Here is a 17,138-nt window from a genome sequence, read left to right as displayed (position 1 = left end):
CCGCCCGGATCACGCGAACATGAGCCCATCGTGCCGCCCCAAGCCCCGCTCGGCGACGAGGGAATTCACCCTTGCGACGCGGCATGACAAGGTAGAGCCGATGAGCCGTTCCACTCCTTCCCCCTGGCTGCGCTGGACCCTTGCCGGTGTGGCCGCAGCTCTCGTGTGCCTGGCGTTCGGCATCACGACGGCGCGGGCCGACCTCAGCCTCGGCCCGCACGAGGCCACCTACGCAGTTACCGCGGACGACGAGCTGGTCGCCGACCTCGGCCCGCTCGGCACCGTCGTCACCGACTCCCCGCTGCCGCTCACCCTCGGCATCCGGATCACGGTGCACGAGATCCCTGCCGACCTCGCGGCCGTGGACGCGGCCAGCTTCGACGCACTGGCGGGAGACCTCGACGGCTACCTGCAGTTCTTCGACAGCCCGCAGCAGACGGTGCGCACCGTGGCCTGGGCGCTCTTCTGGGACGCGGCCCGCGGGGCGGGCGCGGCGGCGCTGGTGGTGGTCGCGGCCGGCTTCGGCCTGCGGGCCCTGCTGGGCGCTGCCCGACGGCGGGAGCTCGCCCGCGTGCTCGTTCCCCGGACCTGGGAGATCACCGGTGTGGTGCTCGTCGTCGTGCTGGTGGCCGCGACCGCCACGGCGAGCTCGCCTCCCGAGGAACGGGCGACGCTGCCCGCGTCGGCGGTGTTCGAGGGGACCGCACTGGAGGGCGCGCGCATCACGGGCCGGCTCGCGGGCGTGATCGACACCTACAGCGGGCAGCTGGTGGAGACCTACCAGGCCAACGAGGTGTTCTACGCGGGGGCGCGGGAGAACCTGCTCGAGGCGTGGGACGCGCGGGCCGCCGCGCAGGAGGCGGCCGAGAGCGCGCAGGGCACCCCGGCGACGGAGGACGCGGAGGCCACCGACTACGTGACCTTCCTCGTGGTGGCCGACCTGCACTGCAACACCGGCATGACGCCGCTGCTCCGCGACCTCGCCGACCGGGTGGCGCCCGACGTCATGCTCAATGCGGGGGACACGACCATCAACGGGACGAGCGTGGAGTCGGTCTGCGTGGACTCGTTCGCGTCAGCGGTTCCCGACGGCGTGCCGTTCGTCGTGGCGGACGGCAACCACGACTCGCGCCTGACGACGGCCACGGAGCTGGCGAACCGCCAGATCGTCCTCGACGGTGACGTGGTCGAGGTGGAGGGCGTGCGGATCCTCGGCGACCGCGACCCGCTGGAGACGCGGATCGGCGGCGGCACGGTGACCGCGCGCGAGGAGACGCCCGAGGAGGCCGGCGAGCGCCTGCGGGACGTCGCGTGCGACGCCGCGGGAGAGGCGGGGCTCGGCGGGTTCACCGCCGAGGAGCGGGTGGACCTGCTGCTGGTGCACCAGCCCGTCGTCGGCGACGCCGCTCTGGAGTCGGGCTGCGTGCCCTTCCAGGTCTCGGGGCACATGCACAAGCGGATCGGGCCGGAAGTCATGGGTTACGGCGTGCGGTACGTGAACGCGAGCACCGCCGGCGCGACGCACGGAAACGCGTCGGTGGGCCCGCTGCGCGACTCCTCCGAGATGACCGTCCTGCGGTTCGACCCGGAGCGGCGCCGGTTCGTGGACTGGCAGCTCGTCGAGGTCACGCCGGAGGCGGAGGCGTTCGTGAGCGAGCGGCAGCCGATCCCTCCGCCTGTCCCGTTGCCGGACGAGGTGCCCGACGAGGTGCCCGGCGGGAGCGCCGACGGGGCGCAGGGTCCGGGCACCGGCCGGACGCCGACGTCGTCGCCGTCCGGCAACTAGGCTCGGGGCGTGGAGATCGCTACCGACCCGACCGAGCTGACGCCAGTCGCCCAGGACTACCTGAAGGCTGTGTGGTCGGCCCAGGAGTGGTCGGACGAGAAGGTGACCACCAAGCACCTCGCCGACCGGCTCGGGGTGGGCGCTTCCACCGTGTCCGAGACGGTGCGCCGCCTGTCCGGGCAGGGCCTGCTGGAGCATGAGCGGTACGGCGCGATCCGGCTGACCGACGACGGCCGCCGTCTCGCGCTCATGATGGTGCGCCGCCACCGGCTCCTGGAGACGTTCCTCGTCAGCCAGCTCGGCTACGGCTGGGACGAGGTGCACGACGAGGCCGAGGTGCTGGAGCACGCGGTCTCGGACGTCTTCGTGGAGCGCATGGCCGAGCGCCTGGGGAACCCGTCGCGCGACCCGCACGGCGACCCGATCCCGTCCGCGGACGGCACGGTGGTGCGGCCCGACGCGGTACCGCTGTCTTCGATGCATGCGGGCGACGCCGGCACGGTGGTCCGGATCTCCGACGCCGACCCCGAGGCCCTGCGCTACCTGGCCGAGCTCGGCCTGGACCTGGACATGCGGATCGAGGTCACCACGCGCCGCGAGTTCGCCGGCACGGTCGCCGTGTCCTGGACCTGCCCGAGCCCTCGACAGGATCAGGACGGCGCGGCGGACGCCTCCGCCCCGGACGGGCCGCCCGGAGAGGTCGAGCGGGTTGCCGATCTCGGCCTGCTGGCAGCCTCCCGCGTATGGGTGGCGCAGGAGTAGTCTGCTCCCCGTTCCCTAGCTCGTCGCCGGTGTCGTCGACGGTCGCCCCGAATCGATACGACACCCCTGGAGATCACCATGGTGGCCAGCTCCCCGCCCCATGCCCCGACCGCCCCGGACGAGGCGACCCCACCCGGCTCTATGCGCCGTGCGGCACCCGCGCTCCTGGCGCTGGCCGTCGGCGGTTTCACCATCGGCACCACGGAGTTCGCCGCGATGGGCCTGCTGCCCGACGTCGGCGCCGACCTCGGGGCGACGGACCCGCAGGTGGGATACACCATCGCGGCGTACGCGCTCGGCGTCGTCGTCGGCGCGCCGCTGCTGACCGTGGCAGCGGCGCGGATGTCGCGCAAGCGCCTGCTGCTGGCGCTGATGGGCGCCTACACCGTCGCGAACGTGCTGTCCGCCGCGGCGCCGGACATCGGCTGGCTCGTGGCCGGCCGGTTCTTGGCCGGGTTGCCGCACGGCGCGTTCTTCGGCGTCGGTGCCGCGGTGGGCGCCGCCGTCGCCGGGCCCGCCCAGCGCGGGCGGGCCGTCGCGACGATGATGACGGGGCTGACCATCGCGAACGTCGTGGGCGTGCCGCTGTCCACGTGGGTGGGGCAGGCCTTTGGCTGGCGCACCTCCTACGTGCTCATCGGCGCGCTCGGGCTCGTGACGCTGCTCGGGCTGTGGCGGCTCGTCCCGGCGGGCGCGGGCGGCGCCGGCCGCATGGTGCGGACCGAGCTGGCGACCCTACGGAACGCGCCGCTCTGGTTCGCGTTCGGGGCGGGCGCCATCGGCTTCGGCGGCATGTTCGCCGTCTACACCTACGTGGCCCCCACCATGACCGGCGTCACCGGCCTGCCCGGCGGCGCCGTGCCCTGGGTCCTCGCCCTGTTCGGCGTCGGCATGACGGTGGGTACGCAGATCGGCGGGCGGCTCGCCGACCGCGGCGTGCTGCGCGCGGTGCTGACGGGCTTCGTCGCGACGGCGGTGTCGCTGGTGCTGTTCGCCCTCACCGGCGCCTCCGTGGTGCCGGCCCTGATCTCGCTGTTCCTGCTCGGTGTCACGTCGCAGATCCTCGGCCTCGCGTTCCAGACGCGCCTCATGGACCTGTCGCCCGGCGCGCCGTCGCTCGGTGCGGCGCTGTGCCATGCCGGGCTCAACGTGGCCAACGGCGCCGGAGCGTTCCTGGGCGGCGTCGTCATCGACGCCGGCTGGGGCTACCTGGCGCCGGCCTGGGCCGGTGTCGTGGTCACCGTGCTCGGGCTCGGCATGATCCTGGCGTTCGGGCGGCAGCGGGTCGTCCACCAGCCGGCGGAGACAACACTGTGACCTCCGACTCAGCAATGTCCCAGACAGCGCCGGTAGCGTTGGGCACGTGACTGAGACCGGGGCGACCACGACGTCGTCGGACAGCTCGACCAGCGGCCAGAACGACGTCGCATCGCCTGGCCGTTCGCCGTTCGGCGCGCGGACCATGGGGCTGCTCCTGGTGGTGCTGGGCGGCATCGGCTTCGCCGCCTCGTTCGCCCTGGCCTGGGAGAAGTACCTCAAGCTCCTCGACCCGGACCGGACGGCGTCCTGCAGCATCAACCTGTTCGTCGACTGCGGCGCCGCGATGTCGTCGTGGCAGGGCGCGCTGCTCGGCTTCCCCAACCCCTACCTGGGCGTGGCGGCGTTCCCCGTCGTCATCACGACGGGCGTGATGCTGCTGCTCGGCACCCGCCTGCCGCGCTGGTACTGGATGTCCCTGCTGGCCGGGACCGTGCTGGGTCAGGCGCTCGTGTTCTTCCTGATGTGGACCAGCTTCTACACGATCGTGGCGCTGTGCCCCTACTGCATGGTCGTGTGGGTCATCATGTGGCCGCTCCTCTGGTACCAGCTGGTGCGGGGCGTGCAGTCCGGCGACCTGCCTGTGGGCGCGGGGCTGCGGAACGCGATGGTCGCCAACAGCGGCCTCATCCTTGCCATCGGCTACGTCGCGGCCGTGGCGTGGCTGATGCTCGCGGTGGGCGCGGACCTGGTCGCGTCGTTCTGACGCGTGTCGTGACGTCAGCGGCGTAGCGACTCGCGCAGCGTCCGGCCCTCGCTGCCCGACGGCGGCGCGTAGCCCAGCAGTGCCGAGATCGTCGGCGCGATGTCGATGTGGCGGGGGCCGCGCGGGTGCGCGCCCGGGATGACGCCCGCGCCGGCCAGGAACAGCGGGACGCGCAGCTCCGTCGTCGCGCCGTGCCGCCCGGCCGGGCCGTCGGGCGTGGCGCCGAACGACCAGCCCGGCTCGGGCTCGACCAGCAGGTCGCCGTAGCTCGGGCTCATGTGCATGCGGGCCTGGTCCGCCTTGTCGAACACGTTCCGCACCTGCGGCAGGGCCTCCAGCGCCGCCTTCAGCCGGCCGACGGCGGACGGGTCGCCCGCCCGCTCGCCGATGAGCTGCACGTTCGCGACGCCGCCGACGACTATCGCGACATCGGTGCCGGGCGCCGGCGTCTGGCCGCTGGTGAGGACCTGCGGCGTGAAGCCGGCCGCCTCGATCGCGGCGAGACCCTCCGCGCCGAAGCCTTTGTCGAAGGTGGTCATGCCGTGGTCGCCGGTGATGACGAACGCGGTGCCGCCGTAGACGCCCGCCTCCTTGGTAGCCGCCACGATGCGGCCGATCTGCCGGTCGATCTCCGTCAGCGCACCGGGGATGCGCGGGTCGACGTCGCCACCCTCGTGCCCGATCGCGTCGAGCACGTCGCAGTAGACCGTCATCAGCTCGGGAATGCCGTTCATGGTGACAAGCTGCCCGCCCGAGCTGACGGGCTCGCCGCGCAGCACGGCGACGGCGTCGTCGGTGCGGCGGGCGCAGTCGCCGCCCGGCTGCGTGTAGAGGCCGTCGGGGTCGCCGAAGGTGACGCCGTAGTTCTGCAGGATGAACCACTGCGCGGAGAACACGCTGCCGCCCTGCTCCCGGACCGACTGCGCGATGGTGGGCACGGCGAGGTCGCGCTGCTGGCCGCGGGCGGTGTTCGTCGCGGGGTCGAACCAGTAGGCGGTATTGCGGTGGGTCTCGGGCCATGCGCCGGTCGCCACGGACGACCAGGACGGGTTGGTGATCGAGGTCATCACGCCGGTCGAGGTGGTGACGCTGCCGTGGCGCAGGAGCCGGCGCAGGTTCGGCATGGGCGCCTCCCCGGAGCGGACCAGGTCCAGGTACTCGGCGTCGAACCCGTCGAGGGCCAGGAAGACGACGTGGTCCGCGGGGCCGTTGCCCGCGGGCCCGGCGTCGCCGTCGGGCTGCGGCGCGGCGGCGGCGGTCGAGGCCGTCCACACGACGGTGGCGGCGATGCTGGCGGCGAGCAGCTTTCGCAACGAGGGCAACATGGAAGGCAATTCCAGTACCCGAGGAAGAACTTCGGGGGAGGCGCGGGCGAATGTCGGATGAACCTTCGTGCCTGTGGACGACCGAGGGCCAGGTACCCGGCCGGTCGGTAGACTCGGGCGGGTGACCATGCCCGACGCACCCGAGCGCGCCACGTCTTCTGACGAGCCCCGTTTCCGTTACACCCCCGCCCTCGCGCAGCAGATCGAGCTGCGCTGGCAGGACGTCTGGGAGGAGCGGGGTACGTTCCATGCGGCGAACCCGCAGGGGCGACTTACGGGGCCGGGCGGGAGCCCGGCCAAGGGCGAGCCGTACTTCATCATGGACATGTTCCCGTACCCCTCGGGCGCGGGGCTGCATGTCGGGCACCCGCTGGGCTTCATCGCGACCGACGTGGTGGGCCGGTTCCGGCGCATGTGCGGCGACAACGTGCTGCACACCATGGGCTTCGACGCGTTCGGCCTGCCGGCCGAGCAGTACGCCGTGCAGACGGGCGAGCACCCGCGCCTCGTGACCGAGCGCAACATGGTCACGTACAGGCGGCAGCTGCGGCGGGCGGGCCTGGCGCACGACCCGCGCCGTTCGTTCGCGACGATCGACCCCGAGTACGTCCGCTGGACGCAGTGGATCTTCCTGCAGATCTTCGAGTCCTGGTACGACGAGGACGCGGAGCAGCCCGACGGCGGGCGCGGGCGTGCCCGCCGGATCTCCGAGCTGCGCGACGAGCTGGCCTCGGGCACGCGACCGGTGCCCGGCCACGAGGGAGACAACGCGGGCGGCGTCGTCTGGGCGGCGCTCAGCGACGAGCAGCAGCGCGACGTCGTGGACGCGCAGCGGCTGGCCTACGTGGACTCCTCGCCGGTGAACTGGGCGCCCGGCCTCGGCACCGTGCTGGCGAACGAGGAGGTCACCAGCGAAGGCCGGTCCGAGCGCGGCAACTTCCCGGTGTTCACCAAGAACCTGCGCCAGTGGAAGATGCGCATCACCGCCTACGCCGACCGCCTGATCGACGACCTGGAGATCATCGACTGGCCGGAGAAGGTCAAGTCGATGCAGCGCAACTGGATCGGGCGTTCCACCGGCGCGAACGTCCGGTTCGACGTGGTCGGCACGGCCGAGTACGACCCGGCGGGCGCGGGCGGGAGCCTCGAGGTGTTCACGACGCGCCCGGACACGCTGTTCGGCGCCACGTTCATGGTCGTGGCCCCCGAGCACCCGCTGCTCGACGAGGTGCCGAGCGCCTGGCCCGACGGCACGCGCTCGGCGTGGAACGGCGGGTACGGGACACCGGGCGAGGCGGTGGCCGCCTACCGGCGCGAGTCCGCCGCGAAGACGGCCGTGGAGCGGCAGGCCGACGCCGGCAAGAAGACCGGCGTGTTCACGGGCCACCTGGCCGTGAACCCGGTGACAGGCATGCCCGTCCCGGTGTTCACCGCCGACTACGTGCTCATGGGCTACGGCACGGGCGCCATCATGGCGGTGCCGGGCGGTGACGAGCGCGACTTCGCGTTCGCCGAGGCCTACGACCTGCCGGTGGTCCACACGGTGGAGCCCGAGGGCGGCCTGCCGGAGGGGCACGTCGGTGCCTACGCGGGCGAGGGCCGCGCCGTGCGGTCCGCGAACGACGAGGTCTCGCTGGACGGGCTCGGCGTGACCGAGGCCAAGGCGCGGATCATCGAGTGGCTCGAGGCCAAGGGCATCGGCGAGGGCACCACTACCTACCGTCTGAACGACTGGCTGTTCTCGCGCCAGCGCTACTGGGGTGAGCCGTTCCCGGTGGTGTGGGACGCTGCGGACCGCCCGGTCGCGCTGCCCGACTCGATGCTGCCCGTCGAGCTGCCGGAGGTGCCGGACTTCTCGCCGCGCACGTTCGAGCCGGGCGACGCGGACTCCGAGCCGGAGGCGCCGCTCGGCCGCAACGAGGACTGGGTCAACGTCGAGCTGGACTTCGGCGACGGCGTCAAGACCTACCGCCGCGACACGAACACCATGCCGAACTGGGCGGGCTCGTGCTGGTACTACCTGCGTTACCTGGACCCGACCGACACGGCGCACGCCGTCGACCCGGAGCTCGAGAAGTACTGGATGGGTCCGCGGCACAACTCGACGTCCGGCCCGGCCGGCGGCGTCGACCTGTACATAGGCGGCGTGGAGCACGCGGTGCTCCACCTGCTGTACGCGCGGTTCTGGCACAAGGTCCTGTTCGACCTGGGCTACGTGACGAGCATTGAGCCGTTCGGCAAGCTCTTCAACCAGGGGTACATCCAGGCGTACGCGTTCACCGACGCGCGCGGGGTGTACGTCCCGGCGTCCGAGGTCGAGGGGGACGAGCAGTCTGGGTTCACCTGGCAGGGCCAGCCCGTCAACCGCGAGTACGGGAAGATGGGCAAGTCGCTGAAGAACGTGGTGACGCCCGACGACATGTACGAGCAGTACGGCGCCGACACGTTCCGCGTCTACGAGATGTCGATGGGCCCGCTGGACCTGTCGCGTCCTTGGAACACGCGCGACGTCGTGGGCTCGCAGCGCTTCCTGCAGCGCCTGTGGCGCAACGTCGTGTCGGAGGAGACGGGCGAGGTCACCGTGACGGACGACGAGCCCGACACCGCGACCCTGCGCGCCGTGCACCGCACCATCGCCGACGTCCGCGTCGAGATGGAGAACATGCGGCCGAACACCGCCATCGCCAAGCTCATCACGCTGAACAACCACCTCACGGGGCTGTCGGCCGTGCCGCGCTCGGCTGTGGAGCCGCTGGTCCTGATGACGGCACCCATTGCGCCGCACATCGCGGAGGAGCTGTGGGCCCGGCTCGGGCACGAGGACTCGCTGGCGCACGCGCCGTTCCCGACCGCCGACGCCGCGTACCTGGTCCAGGACACCGTGACCTGCGTCGTGCAGGTGCAGGGCAAGGTGCGCGCCCGGCTCGAGGTAGCCCCGGACATCTCCGCGGAGGACCTGGAGGCGGTGGCGCTCGGGGAGCCGAACGTCGTCAAGTTCCTGGACGGCCGCGGCGTTCGCAAGGTGATCGTCCGGGCGCCCAACCTCGTGAACATCGTCCCGGCCTGACCTGATGTCGAGTGCGGGGCAACCCGCGCTCGACGCGGTTTTCGCTGTCCGGTTCCTCGCGCGGATAGAGTGACGCGGTCATGCGCACCCGACGTCGTCACTCCCGCCCGGCACCCCAGGAGGTGCGGGTCGTCACCGACTCGACCGCCTGCCTGCCCAGCGGTCTGCCGGGCGGCCCGGTCGTGGTGCCCTTGCGCGTCCTGGTGGGCGACGAGGCGTACGCGGAGGGCGAGGACATCACGCCCGAGCGCCTGGCCGAGCTCGTCTCGGCGGGCGAGCTGGTGACGACGTCGCAGCCGCCGCCGGAGGCGTTCGCCTCGGTCTACCGGAGCCTCGGCGAGCAGGGAGCCCGGTCGGTCGTGTCGGTGCACCTGTCCGGGGCACTGTCCGGCACGGTCGGGGCGGCAGGTACGGCCGCCGCGCGGTCGCCCCTGCAGGTCCGCGCCGTCGACTCCCGGACCGGCGCGGCCGGCCTCGGCTTCGCCGCCCGGGCCGCGGCCGAGTGCGCTGCCGCCGGGGCCGACGCCGCCCACGTCGCCGCCCGGGCCATCGAGGTCGCCGGCACCGCGAACGCCATGTTCGTGGTCGACACCCTGGAGCACCTGCGCCGCGGCGGACGGCTGTCGGGGCCGGCCGCGGCGCTCGGCACGGTGCTGGGCGTCAAGCCGATCCTTCGGCTGTCCGACGGCGCGGTGGAGCTCTACCAGCGCGTCCGCACCCGCGCCGCAGGGGCCGAGCGGTTGCTGGAGCTGGCCGCGGGGTTCGTCGCCCAGGCGCAGCGGCCGGTAGTAGCCGTGCACCACTTCGGCGCGCACGACCGGGCGCTCGCGCTGGCCGGCCGCCTGCACACCCGTACGCGGGCGGAAGTCGAGGTCACGCCGCTGAGCGCCGTCCTCGGGGTGCACGTCGGCCCCGGTACGCTCGCCGTCGTCGTCGTGGACCTGGGCGACCACAAGCACTGAGCGGCGCCCGGGCCTGGTGGACAGGCCTGGCCTGATCGGCAGAACGTCAGGAGATCGGCAGCCCGGGCTGCCGATCTCCTGACGTTCTGCCGATCACGCGCGGGACGGCGCCATGCGGCGGCCGGTGAGTCAGCCGACGAGCGCCTCGCGCAGCTTCGCGGCGAACTCGACGGGCTTGTCGGCCGGCTGGCCGTACTCGCCGCCGCTGAAGCCGCCGTGGCCGCCGGGGAAGACGACCGGGTCGCTGCCGAGCCGCGCCGCCGCGCCGTGGGCCGACCGGCAGGCCATCGCCTCGCCCGAGTCCGCACCGACGCCGATGACGACGCGGGGCGTGCCCGCCTTGATGGTCTCGTAGCTCGGCACGTACGGGGGCAGCGTGAGCATGTTGACGCCGAGCAGCAGGTCGTCGCGGGAGCCGTCGTCCTCGGTCGGCAGGCCGAACATCGCCGGGTCCGGGGCAGGCTGGTTCGCGTAGTCGGCGGTGAGCTCGCCCTGGGCCATGACCAGGGCGATGAACTTCGCCATGGCCGGTCCGGAGCCCTTGGCCTGGTACGTGTCGTGGATGTCGGTCATGGCGGCGACCATGGCCGCGCGGTCCGGCAGCACCGAGGGCAGGGGCGGCTCGTGGGCGACGACGGTCCGCACGTCCTCCGGGTGGGCCGAGGCGAGCTCGAGCGACACCACAGCGCCGCCGCTCGAGCCGAACACGTCCACGGGTCCGCCACCGACGGCCTCGATGATCCGGTGCACGTCGTCGGCGAACGTCGGGATTCCGGGCTGGTCGGTGCTGTCCGATCGCGTGCTGCGCTCGACGCCGCGTGGGTCGAGGGTCACCACGGTCCGGTCGGTGAAGTGGCTCGCCAGGGTGGTGAAGCCTTGCGCGCCCATCGGCAGGCCGATCAGCAGCAGGGGCGGTTCGTCGGTCGGTGCCGCGGCCTCCCGCACGTCGTAGGTGAGGAAGGCGCCCGGCACGTCGAGGGTGAAGGTCTTCTTGTCAGCCATGGTGATCGCTCCTGGTTGTTCTGCCGTGGCCCGGGTCTGCGGGGTGCCGCCCGGGTTCTCGCGGGGTCTGCCAGGTCCGACGACGACGCCGGGGAGAACTCATCGGTGGCGCGCCGGTGAAAGCCGCCGGTCGGACGTACAGACCTTCGTGGCGGCCCGATGCTGGGGCGAGCACGACCACAGGGGGCCTCTTTCCGGGTCTGTGCACAGACCGGCCGCAGTGCCGGTCGGAACGGTGCGGTGCGCGCCTAGCGTCCTGAGTCATGCAGCCAGAGACCGCGCAACAGCGCCGCCCAGACCCCTGGCCGTTCGGCCCGGTGCGCGGGTCCGGCGGCCCGGCAGACCCGCCGGCGGCCCGCCCGGCCGTGCGATCGGAGCCCCGCCCGGCCCCTGAACCGGCCGCCCAGGACGCGCAAGCCCGGGCCGACGCCGACGAGCTGGTGGCCCGCCTGCGCGCCCGGCGGTCCACCTCGGGCGTGGCCGCGGCCTACGCTGCGGCGCACGGCCACCCGGCTGACCCGCGGGCCGAGGACGGCGCCCGCCGGTGGGCATTGACCGGAACGACGGCGGTGGTCGCCGTCGTGGCGGTGCTCATGCTGGGCCTGGGCGTGGCGGCGTTCTCGATGCGCGGTGACGACGTCGACACGCTGGCCCCGGTAGCCGACGGCGAGCCGTCCGCAGGTGAGCCGGCGAGCCCGTTCGCCGAGAGCGGCCCGGAACCTACGGAACCGGACCTGGGTGCGGCCACGGCAGGTGCGACCACGGCCGGCGGCGGCCTGCTGGTGCATGTGGTCGGCGAGGTCGCGCAGCCGGGCCTGGTCACCCTGCCCGACGGTGCCCGCGTGGCCGACGCCGTCACGGCTGCCGGCGGTGTGACCCGCAAGGCCGACCTGACTGCCGTGAACCTGGCCCGCACGGTGGTCGACGGCGAGCAGCTGTACGTGCCCGGGCCGGGGGAGCCGGTGCCCCGAGCGCCGGTAGCGCCGGGCACCGGCGACCAGGGCACCGCGAACGACCCGTCCGCTGCGGGCGGTGCTGTCGACATCAACTCAGCGGACGCCGTCGCCCTGGAGGCGCTGCCCGGCGTCGGGCCGTCGATCGCGCAGGCGATCGTCGAGTGGCGCGAGACCAACGGGCCGTTCGCGAGCGTGGACGAGCTGGAGGACGTACCCGGCGTCGGCCCGGCCACCCTGGACGAGATCCGCGAGAGCGCGCGGGTGGGGCCATGACGGACCTGCGGATGGTTCCGGCGGCCCTGGCGGTCTGGGTCGCGGCGTGGCTGCTGACGGGGCCCGGGGCCGCGTGGAGCGGCCTGGTGACAGGTCTCGCCGCTGCCCTGGTCGTGGCCGCGTGCCTCGACATCGCGATCGTGGCAACCCAGGCGCGGCGTGCCGCCCGGCCCGCCGTCGCAGGATCATTCGGCGCCCGGCTTGCCGTCGCCCGCCCCGCCGTCGCGCACGCCGTCCTCGCCGCCGCCTGCGTCCTCGCGGTCACGGCGTCCGCTCACGTCCAGCTCGCCGGGCGCGCACCGCTCGCGGACCTTGCCGGGCAACGGGTGAGTGCGACGCTCACCGGTGTGGTGGCTTCGGAGCCCGAGCCGTTCGCCTTCGCCCCGGGCACCGAGCAGAGCCGATGGATACTGGCTGCCCGCACGGTGGACGCCCGGGGCGTCGAATCGGCGGCGCGGGCGCACGTGCAGGTGCTGTCGAGCACCGCGCCCCGGTACGGGGCAACCGTGACCGTGTCGGGCGCGCTGCGGCCCGCCGATCTCGGCGCGGCGGAGACCGCCCGCCTCACTGCCGACGGCGCTACCGAGATCCGTGCCCCGCCGTCGGCTCTCCGGGTGCTCGACACCCACCGAACGGCGCTCCTCGACGTGACCGACCCGCTGTCCCCGCAGGCGCGCGGGCTGGTGCCGGGCGCGGCGATCGGCGACACCTCGCGCCTCCCGGACGACCTGGCCGAAGAGATGCGCACGACCGGCCTGAGCCACATCACTGCCGTCTCGGGCGGCCACTTCGCGGTGGTCGTCGCCGTCCTGACCCTGCTCTGCTCCGCGGCTCGGCTGCCGCGGCCCGTCAGGGTGCTCCTCGTCGCGATCGCGTCCCTCGCCTTCGTGATGCTGGTCAGGCCCGAGCCCGCCGTGCTCCGGGCGGCGGTCATGGCGGCATTCGCGCTGACCGGGGTGGCGATCGGGCGGCCGTCGCAGTCGGTCCCGGCGCTCGCGGCGTCGGTCGTCGGGCTGCTGGTGGTCGACCCGTGGCTGGCCCGCTCCTTCGGGTTCGCGTTGTCCGCGGCGGCAACGGCGGGGCTCGTGCTGCTCGCCGCGCCGCTGGCCGCCCGGCTCGCGCCCTGGACAGGAGCCACGGCGGCGTTCGCCCTGGCGGTCCCGCTCGCCGCGCAGGCCGCATGCGGACCGGTGCTGGTGCTGCTCGACCCGTCGGTGTCCACGGTGTCGGTGCTCGCGAATCTGCTGGCCGCGCCGTCCCTGGTTCCTGCGACGGTGCTGGGGCTGGTCGCCACGGTCCTCGCGCCGTGGCTTCCGGCCGTCGCGGGACCGGTCGCCTGGGTGGCGAGCGGCGCGACGTGGTGGATCGCCGCCGTCGCGCACTGGGGCGCCGCAATCCCCGGCGCCGCAGTGCCGTGGCTGGGCGGGCCGGCCGGCGCGCTCCTGCTGGCCGCCCTCACCGGGTTGGTCCTGTGGGCCGCGCTGCGGCATGCGCCGCGGCCGGGCTGGCCCGAGTCATGGCGTGCTGCGGTGCGGTCCGGCCTGCGCGAGGCGCTCGCAGCACGACGTCGGCGGCTCACGCGCGTGCGGTTTGTCGCGCTGGTTGCGACGGCCTCGGCAGCGGCACTGGTCGTCGCCGTGGCGGTGCCGCGCCTGGCGGCCCGCTCGGGGACGGGGATGCCGGAGGACTGGCAGGTGGCGGCGTGCGACGTCGGACAGGGAGACGCGCTGGCGCTGCGGACGGGGCCGGTGTCGGCGGTGGTGGTGGACGTGGGGCCGAGCGGGCCCGCGGCGGGTCGCTGCCTCGACCGGCTCGGCGTCGCCCGGGTGGACCTACTGGTGCTCAGCCACTTCCACGCGGACCACGTGGGCGGCCTCGGGCCGGTCCTGGCGGGACGCGAGGTCGCCGCTGCGCTCGTTTCCCCGGTGCCGGAGCCGGCGGCGAACGCCGCGGCGACCGGGGCGGCGCTGGCCGCCGCCGGCGTGCCGGTACGGATCGCGCAGGCGGGTGACCGGGGCGCGGCGGGCGCCCTCGCGTGGCAGGTCGTGCAGGCGGGCGCGGGCGAAGGGGCGAACGACTCGAGCGTCGTGCTCGCCGTCCGGACCGCAGGAACCGCCCATGCTGCCGGAACCGCGCGGACCGCCGGTCTCGACGTGCTGCTGCTCGGCGACCTTGAGGACGCGGGCCAGGCGGCACTGCTCCCGCTAGTCCGGCGCACCGACGTCGTCAAGGTCGCCCACCACGGCTCAGCGGTGCAGTCACGCGCCCTTGCGGAACGCCTGCGTCCGGCGGTCGCGCTCGTCTCATCGGGCAGGGGCAACGAGTACGGCCACCCGACGGACGAGGCGCTCGATCTGTACGCGGGCGTCGGCGCGGCTGTGGTCCGTACCGACGAGTGCGGCACGGTAGCGCTGGTCGTGCGGGGAGGGGACGTGTCCCTGGCCGGCTGCTGACCACTATGTCCGGGGATGACCGGCGCCCCGCACGCGATAGCCCCCACCAGGCCATACGCCCAGCTGACGCCCAGCCGGCGCCACGCTTTGCGAAACGTTGCGGATCCTGACCGCGGCCCTACCGTGGGGGATGACGGACAGCTCGTCATCACGTACCAGGGGGCTTCGTGGTCGATCTGAAAGTGAGCGCCCGGCGGCAGCGCCGGATCATCGCGGTGGCCGCAGCAGCGGCCCTGCTCGTTCCGGCCGCGACGTTCAGTGCCGCCGGACAGGACCAGGCCGCCGCCCAGCTCCGGCTCCGTCAGGAGCTGCTGGGCGAGTCGTTCGTCACGGACGTCTCCGAGAGCGATCAGGTGGTCCGGGTCGACGTCGCGGAGGACCCGGCGGCCGCACGGGCGTGGCTCGGCGAGTCGGCGACCGCGCTGGACGGCTGGACGGTGGTCGTGGCCGGGATGGGCGCGAAGTCGGGCAAGGAGCGCGCGAAGCTGGACCGGGAAGCGTTCGCGGGCGATGCGCCGCCGAAAGCCTCGTGCCCGGACGTCCCGGAGGGCCCGCGTTCCAAGGACGGTTCGACCACGCCGCTCCTGGGCTGCGGTAGCGGCAACGACGTCCGGCTGACCGCGGGCGCGATGCGCGCAACGACCGGCGGGCCGTCCCGGACCCTCGCGACCGCCGTCGACGATGTGCTCGCGTCCTACCTGCCGGAAGCGGACCTGGCGCCCACGAAGGTGCGCATCACGAAAGGCCGCGCCACGGTCGACGTGGCCGCCGGATTCGTGGAGGCACTGTCCGACGCGGGCGTGTACCCGGGCGACGTCTGGCAGGCGCTCCTGTTCACCGCGCACAGCAACGGCGACATCGACTCGGTGAAGTTCACGCTCGGCGGGGACTGCCTCGCGTTCGCCTACGCCACGGGCGGCGACATGTGCGTCTCGACCGACCTGCCGATCGAGCTGAGGTGATGGCCGTGCGCACAACGCTCCGCCGGTTGCTGTCCGTCGCGGTGGCCATCCTGCTGGGCGGCGGTGGGCTCCTGGCCGCGGCCCCGCCGGCGGCCGCCGACGTGACCTACGTGCCCGAAAAGTGGAACGGCAAGGTGATCTACCTGTCCCAGGCGTGCCACGACCGCGGCGACACCGTGTGCCACACGAACACCGGCTGCGACGGGTTCAGCGAGAACGGCAACTCCTACTGGCTGGCGATGTCGCTGGTCCGGGGAGGCCACCCGAACCACCTCAACCTCCTGGAGCGGGGATACAAGGTGGTCCGGGGCAACGGGCTGACCAGGCAGAACATCGACAGCTCGAACCGCGTCGGGGCGGACCTGCACATCCCGCTGCACTCCAACGCCATCAGCTCGTCGTGCGAGAAGGGGCATTCGGCGGAGCGGTACGGCACGCACGCGATGTACGTGTCGACGCCGGGCGAGAGGTGCGCCGCGCAGCTGGTGGCGCGCGTCGGGGCGAGCAGCCCGGGCGGCAACGATGCTCGCCAGTACCGGACCGACCTGGGTGAGCTCAACCAGACCAGCGCCGTGGCGTGCTACCTGGAGCAGGAGTACCACGTGTGGCAGCAGGGCGTTGACTGGATGCGCCTGCGCAGCGCCTGGAGCTGGCGGATAGCGGGCAGCATCGACGAGTACATGGGCTACCCGTGATGCGCGCGCGCCTGCTCGCACCGGCCGCCGTCGTCCTGCTCGTGCTGGCCGCGTGCACCGCGGCTCCGGCCGGCCCTGACGCGTCGAGATCGCCGCAGGAGACCGGGGCGGCGAGCGCCCCGGGGGCGGGCCCGTCGGCGCCGGGCGATCCCGACGGCCAGGACCCGGCGATCAGCGTCCGGGCCATAGGCGGCGCCTGGGTCGTGAGCGGCACCGGTTTCATGGGCGGCAACCAGTACCTGGTCCAGTGCACGGGCGGCACGACGGCGGGAGCGAGCGCCCTCGACGAGTGCGACATGTCGACCAGCGAGCAGGTGGTAGCGGACGAGGAGGGCCGGATCTCGGCGACCCGGCAGGCCAGGGCGTTCGTGCACGTGGGGTCGGTGTCCGAGGTCGACTGCACGGGCGACCCGTGCGTGCTGGCCGTCGCGGATCTGTCCGACCGGGTGCTCGCGGCGACCGCCGCCCCGCTGCCCGGCGGTGCGGAGCCGCCGCCCGCGCCCACCCTCACGCTGTCCGAGGAGCAGTTCGGCGCCGACGAGGGCCGGGTCACCGTGACGGGGAAGGGCTACACGCCGGGTACGGTCGTCCGGCTCGTGCAGTGCGCCGCGGCGTCGGGCGGCGTGGACGGTGACAACTGCCTGTACGACGACGGGAGGCGCGTGATCGCCGACCCTGGGGGCTCCGTGGTCGCCCGGCTGCCGGTCCAGCGGGAGATCCAGCTCGTCGGCGGGGGTGCTGTGGACTGCGCGGAGCCGGGTGCGTGCGTGGTCGCGAACCCGTGGACCGACGGCGCACGGATGGCGCTGGCCGACCTCCTCTGGGAGTAGCGGACTTCTCTGGGGTCGAGCCCGCCCTGACCGGCCGACTGT

13 protein-coding genes are annotated in these 17,138 nt (G+C 73.5%); 11 read left to right on the top strand and 2 right to left on the bottom strand.

Going from position 1 to position 17,138, the window contains the following annotated elements:
- Positions 1 to 100: 100 nt before the first annotated feature.
- From IE250_RS04485 to IE250_RS04470, 4 genes are all read left to right on the top strand, one after another.
- Positions 101 to 1,786: a metallophosphoesterase family protein gene (locus IE250_RS04485; RefSeq protein ID WP_189668017.1), complete on the top strand. Its 1,686-nt coding sequence runs from the start codon at positions 101 to 103 to the stop codon at positions 1,784 to 1,786.
- Positions 1,787 to 1,795: 9 nt separating this feature from the next.
- Positions 1,796 to 2,548, top strand: coding sequence for a metal-dependent transcriptional regulator (locus tag IE250_RS04480; protein WP_189668016.1), 753 nt, complete (start codon positions 1,796 to 1,798; stop codon positions 2,546 to 2,548).
- 78 nt (positions 2,549 to 2,626) lie between these two features.
- On the top strand, positions 2,627 to 3,865 hold the full coding sequence (locus IE250_RS04475) for an MFS transporter (RefSeq protein WP_189668015.1): 1,239 nt from the start codon (positions 2,627 to 2,629) through the stop codon (positions 3,863 to 3,865).
- A 46-nt stretch (positions 3,866 to 3,911) separates the two neighbouring features.
- A complete protein-coding gene (locus IE250_RS04470) occupies positions 3,912 to 4,571 on the top strand; it encodes a vitamin K epoxide reductase family protein (protein WP_189668014.1) in 660 nt (219 codons plus the stop codon).
- A 14-nt stretch (positions 4,572 to 4,585) separates the two neighbouring features.
- Here the strand turns inward: IE250_RS04470 and IE250_RS04465 are convergent, their stop codons facing one another.
- Entirely contained in the window at positions 4,586 to 5,884 is a 1,299-nt protein-coding gene (locus IE250_RS04465; RefSeq protein ID WP_189668013.1) for an alkaline phosphatase family protein, read from the bottom strand.
- A gap of 139 nt (positions 5,885 to 6,023) precedes the next feature.
- Here IE250_RS04465 and leuS point away from each other — a divergent pair, with 139 nt between their 5' ends.
- Together leuS and IE250_RS04455 are read left to right on the top strand one after the other, a co-directional pair.
- On the top strand, positions 6,024 to 8,963 hold the full coding sequence (leuS, locus tag IE250_RS04460; protein ID WP_189668334.1) for a leucine--tRNA ligase: 2,940 nt from the start codon (positions 6,024 to 6,026) through the stop codon (positions 8,961 to 8,963).
- An 80-nt stretch (positions 8,964 to 9,043) separates the two neighbouring features.
- Complete coding sequence (locus IE250_RS04455; protein WP_229872121.1) at positions 9,044 to 9,925, top strand: DegV family protein; 882 nt, start codon at positions 9,044 to 9,046, stop codon at positions 9,923 to 9,925.
- Between the two features lie 129 nt (positions 9,926 to 10,054).
- Here the strand turns inward: IE250_RS04455 and IE250_RS04450 are convergent, their stop codons facing one another.
- Positions 10,055 to 10,927, bottom strand: coding sequence for an alpha/beta fold hydrolase (locus tag IE250_RS04450; RefSeq protein ID WP_189668012.1), 873 nt, complete (start codon positions 10,925 to 10,927; stop codon positions 10,055 to 10,057).
- A 263-nt stretch (positions 10,928 to 11,190) separates the two neighbouring features.
- Here IE250_RS04450 and IE250_RS24805 point away from each other — a divergent pair, with 263 nt between their 5' ends.
- From IE250_RS24805 to IE250_RS04425, 5 genes are all read left to right on the top strand, one after another.
- Complete coding sequence (locus IE250_RS24805; protein ID WP_268247780.1) at positions 11,191 to 12,156, top strand: ComEA family DNA-binding protein; 966 nt, start codon at positions 11,191 to 11,193, stop codon at positions 12,154 to 12,156.
- Entirely contained in the window at positions 12,153 to 14,609 is a 2,457-nt protein-coding gene (locus tag IE250_RS04440; protein ID WP_189668011.1) for a ComEC/Rec2 family competence protein, read from the top strand. The genes IE250_RS24805 and IE250_RS04440 overlap by 4 nt, the downstream gene beginning before the upstream one ends.
- A 167-nt stretch (positions 14,610 to 14,776) precedes the next feature.
- A complete protein-coding gene (locus IE250_RS04435) occupies positions 14,777 to 15,571 on the top strand; it encodes a hypothetical protein (protein WP_189668010.1) in 795 nt (264 codons plus the stop codon).
- A 5-nt stretch (positions 15,572 to 15,576) separates the two neighbouring features.
- Positions 15,577 to 16,266 (top strand): N-acetylmuramoyl-L-alanine amidase, encoded by a 690-nt coding sequence (locus tag IE250_RS04430; protein WP_189668009.1) that lies wholly within the window; start codon positions 15,577 to 15,579, stop codon positions 16,264 to 16,266.
- Positions 16,266 to 17,096 (top strand): neocarzinostatin apoprotein domain-containing protein, encoded by an 831-nt coding sequence (locus tag IE250_RS04425; RefSeq protein WP_189668008.1) that lies wholly within the window; start codon positions 16,266 to 16,268, stop codon positions 17,094 to 17,096. Before IE250_RS04430 ends, IE250_RS04425 begins: the two co-directional genes overlap by 1 nt.
- Positions 17,097 to 17,138: the final 42 nt, after the last annotated feature.

Origin of the sequence: Promicromonospora soli, assembly GCF_014653785.1 — a bacterium.
In the GTDB taxonomy this organism is placed as follows: Bacteria; Actinomycetota; Actinomycetes; order Actinomycetales; family Cellulomonadaceae; genus Promicromonospora; species Promicromonospora soli.
This window is presented reverse-complemented; position numbering and strand designations above follow the sequence as displayed.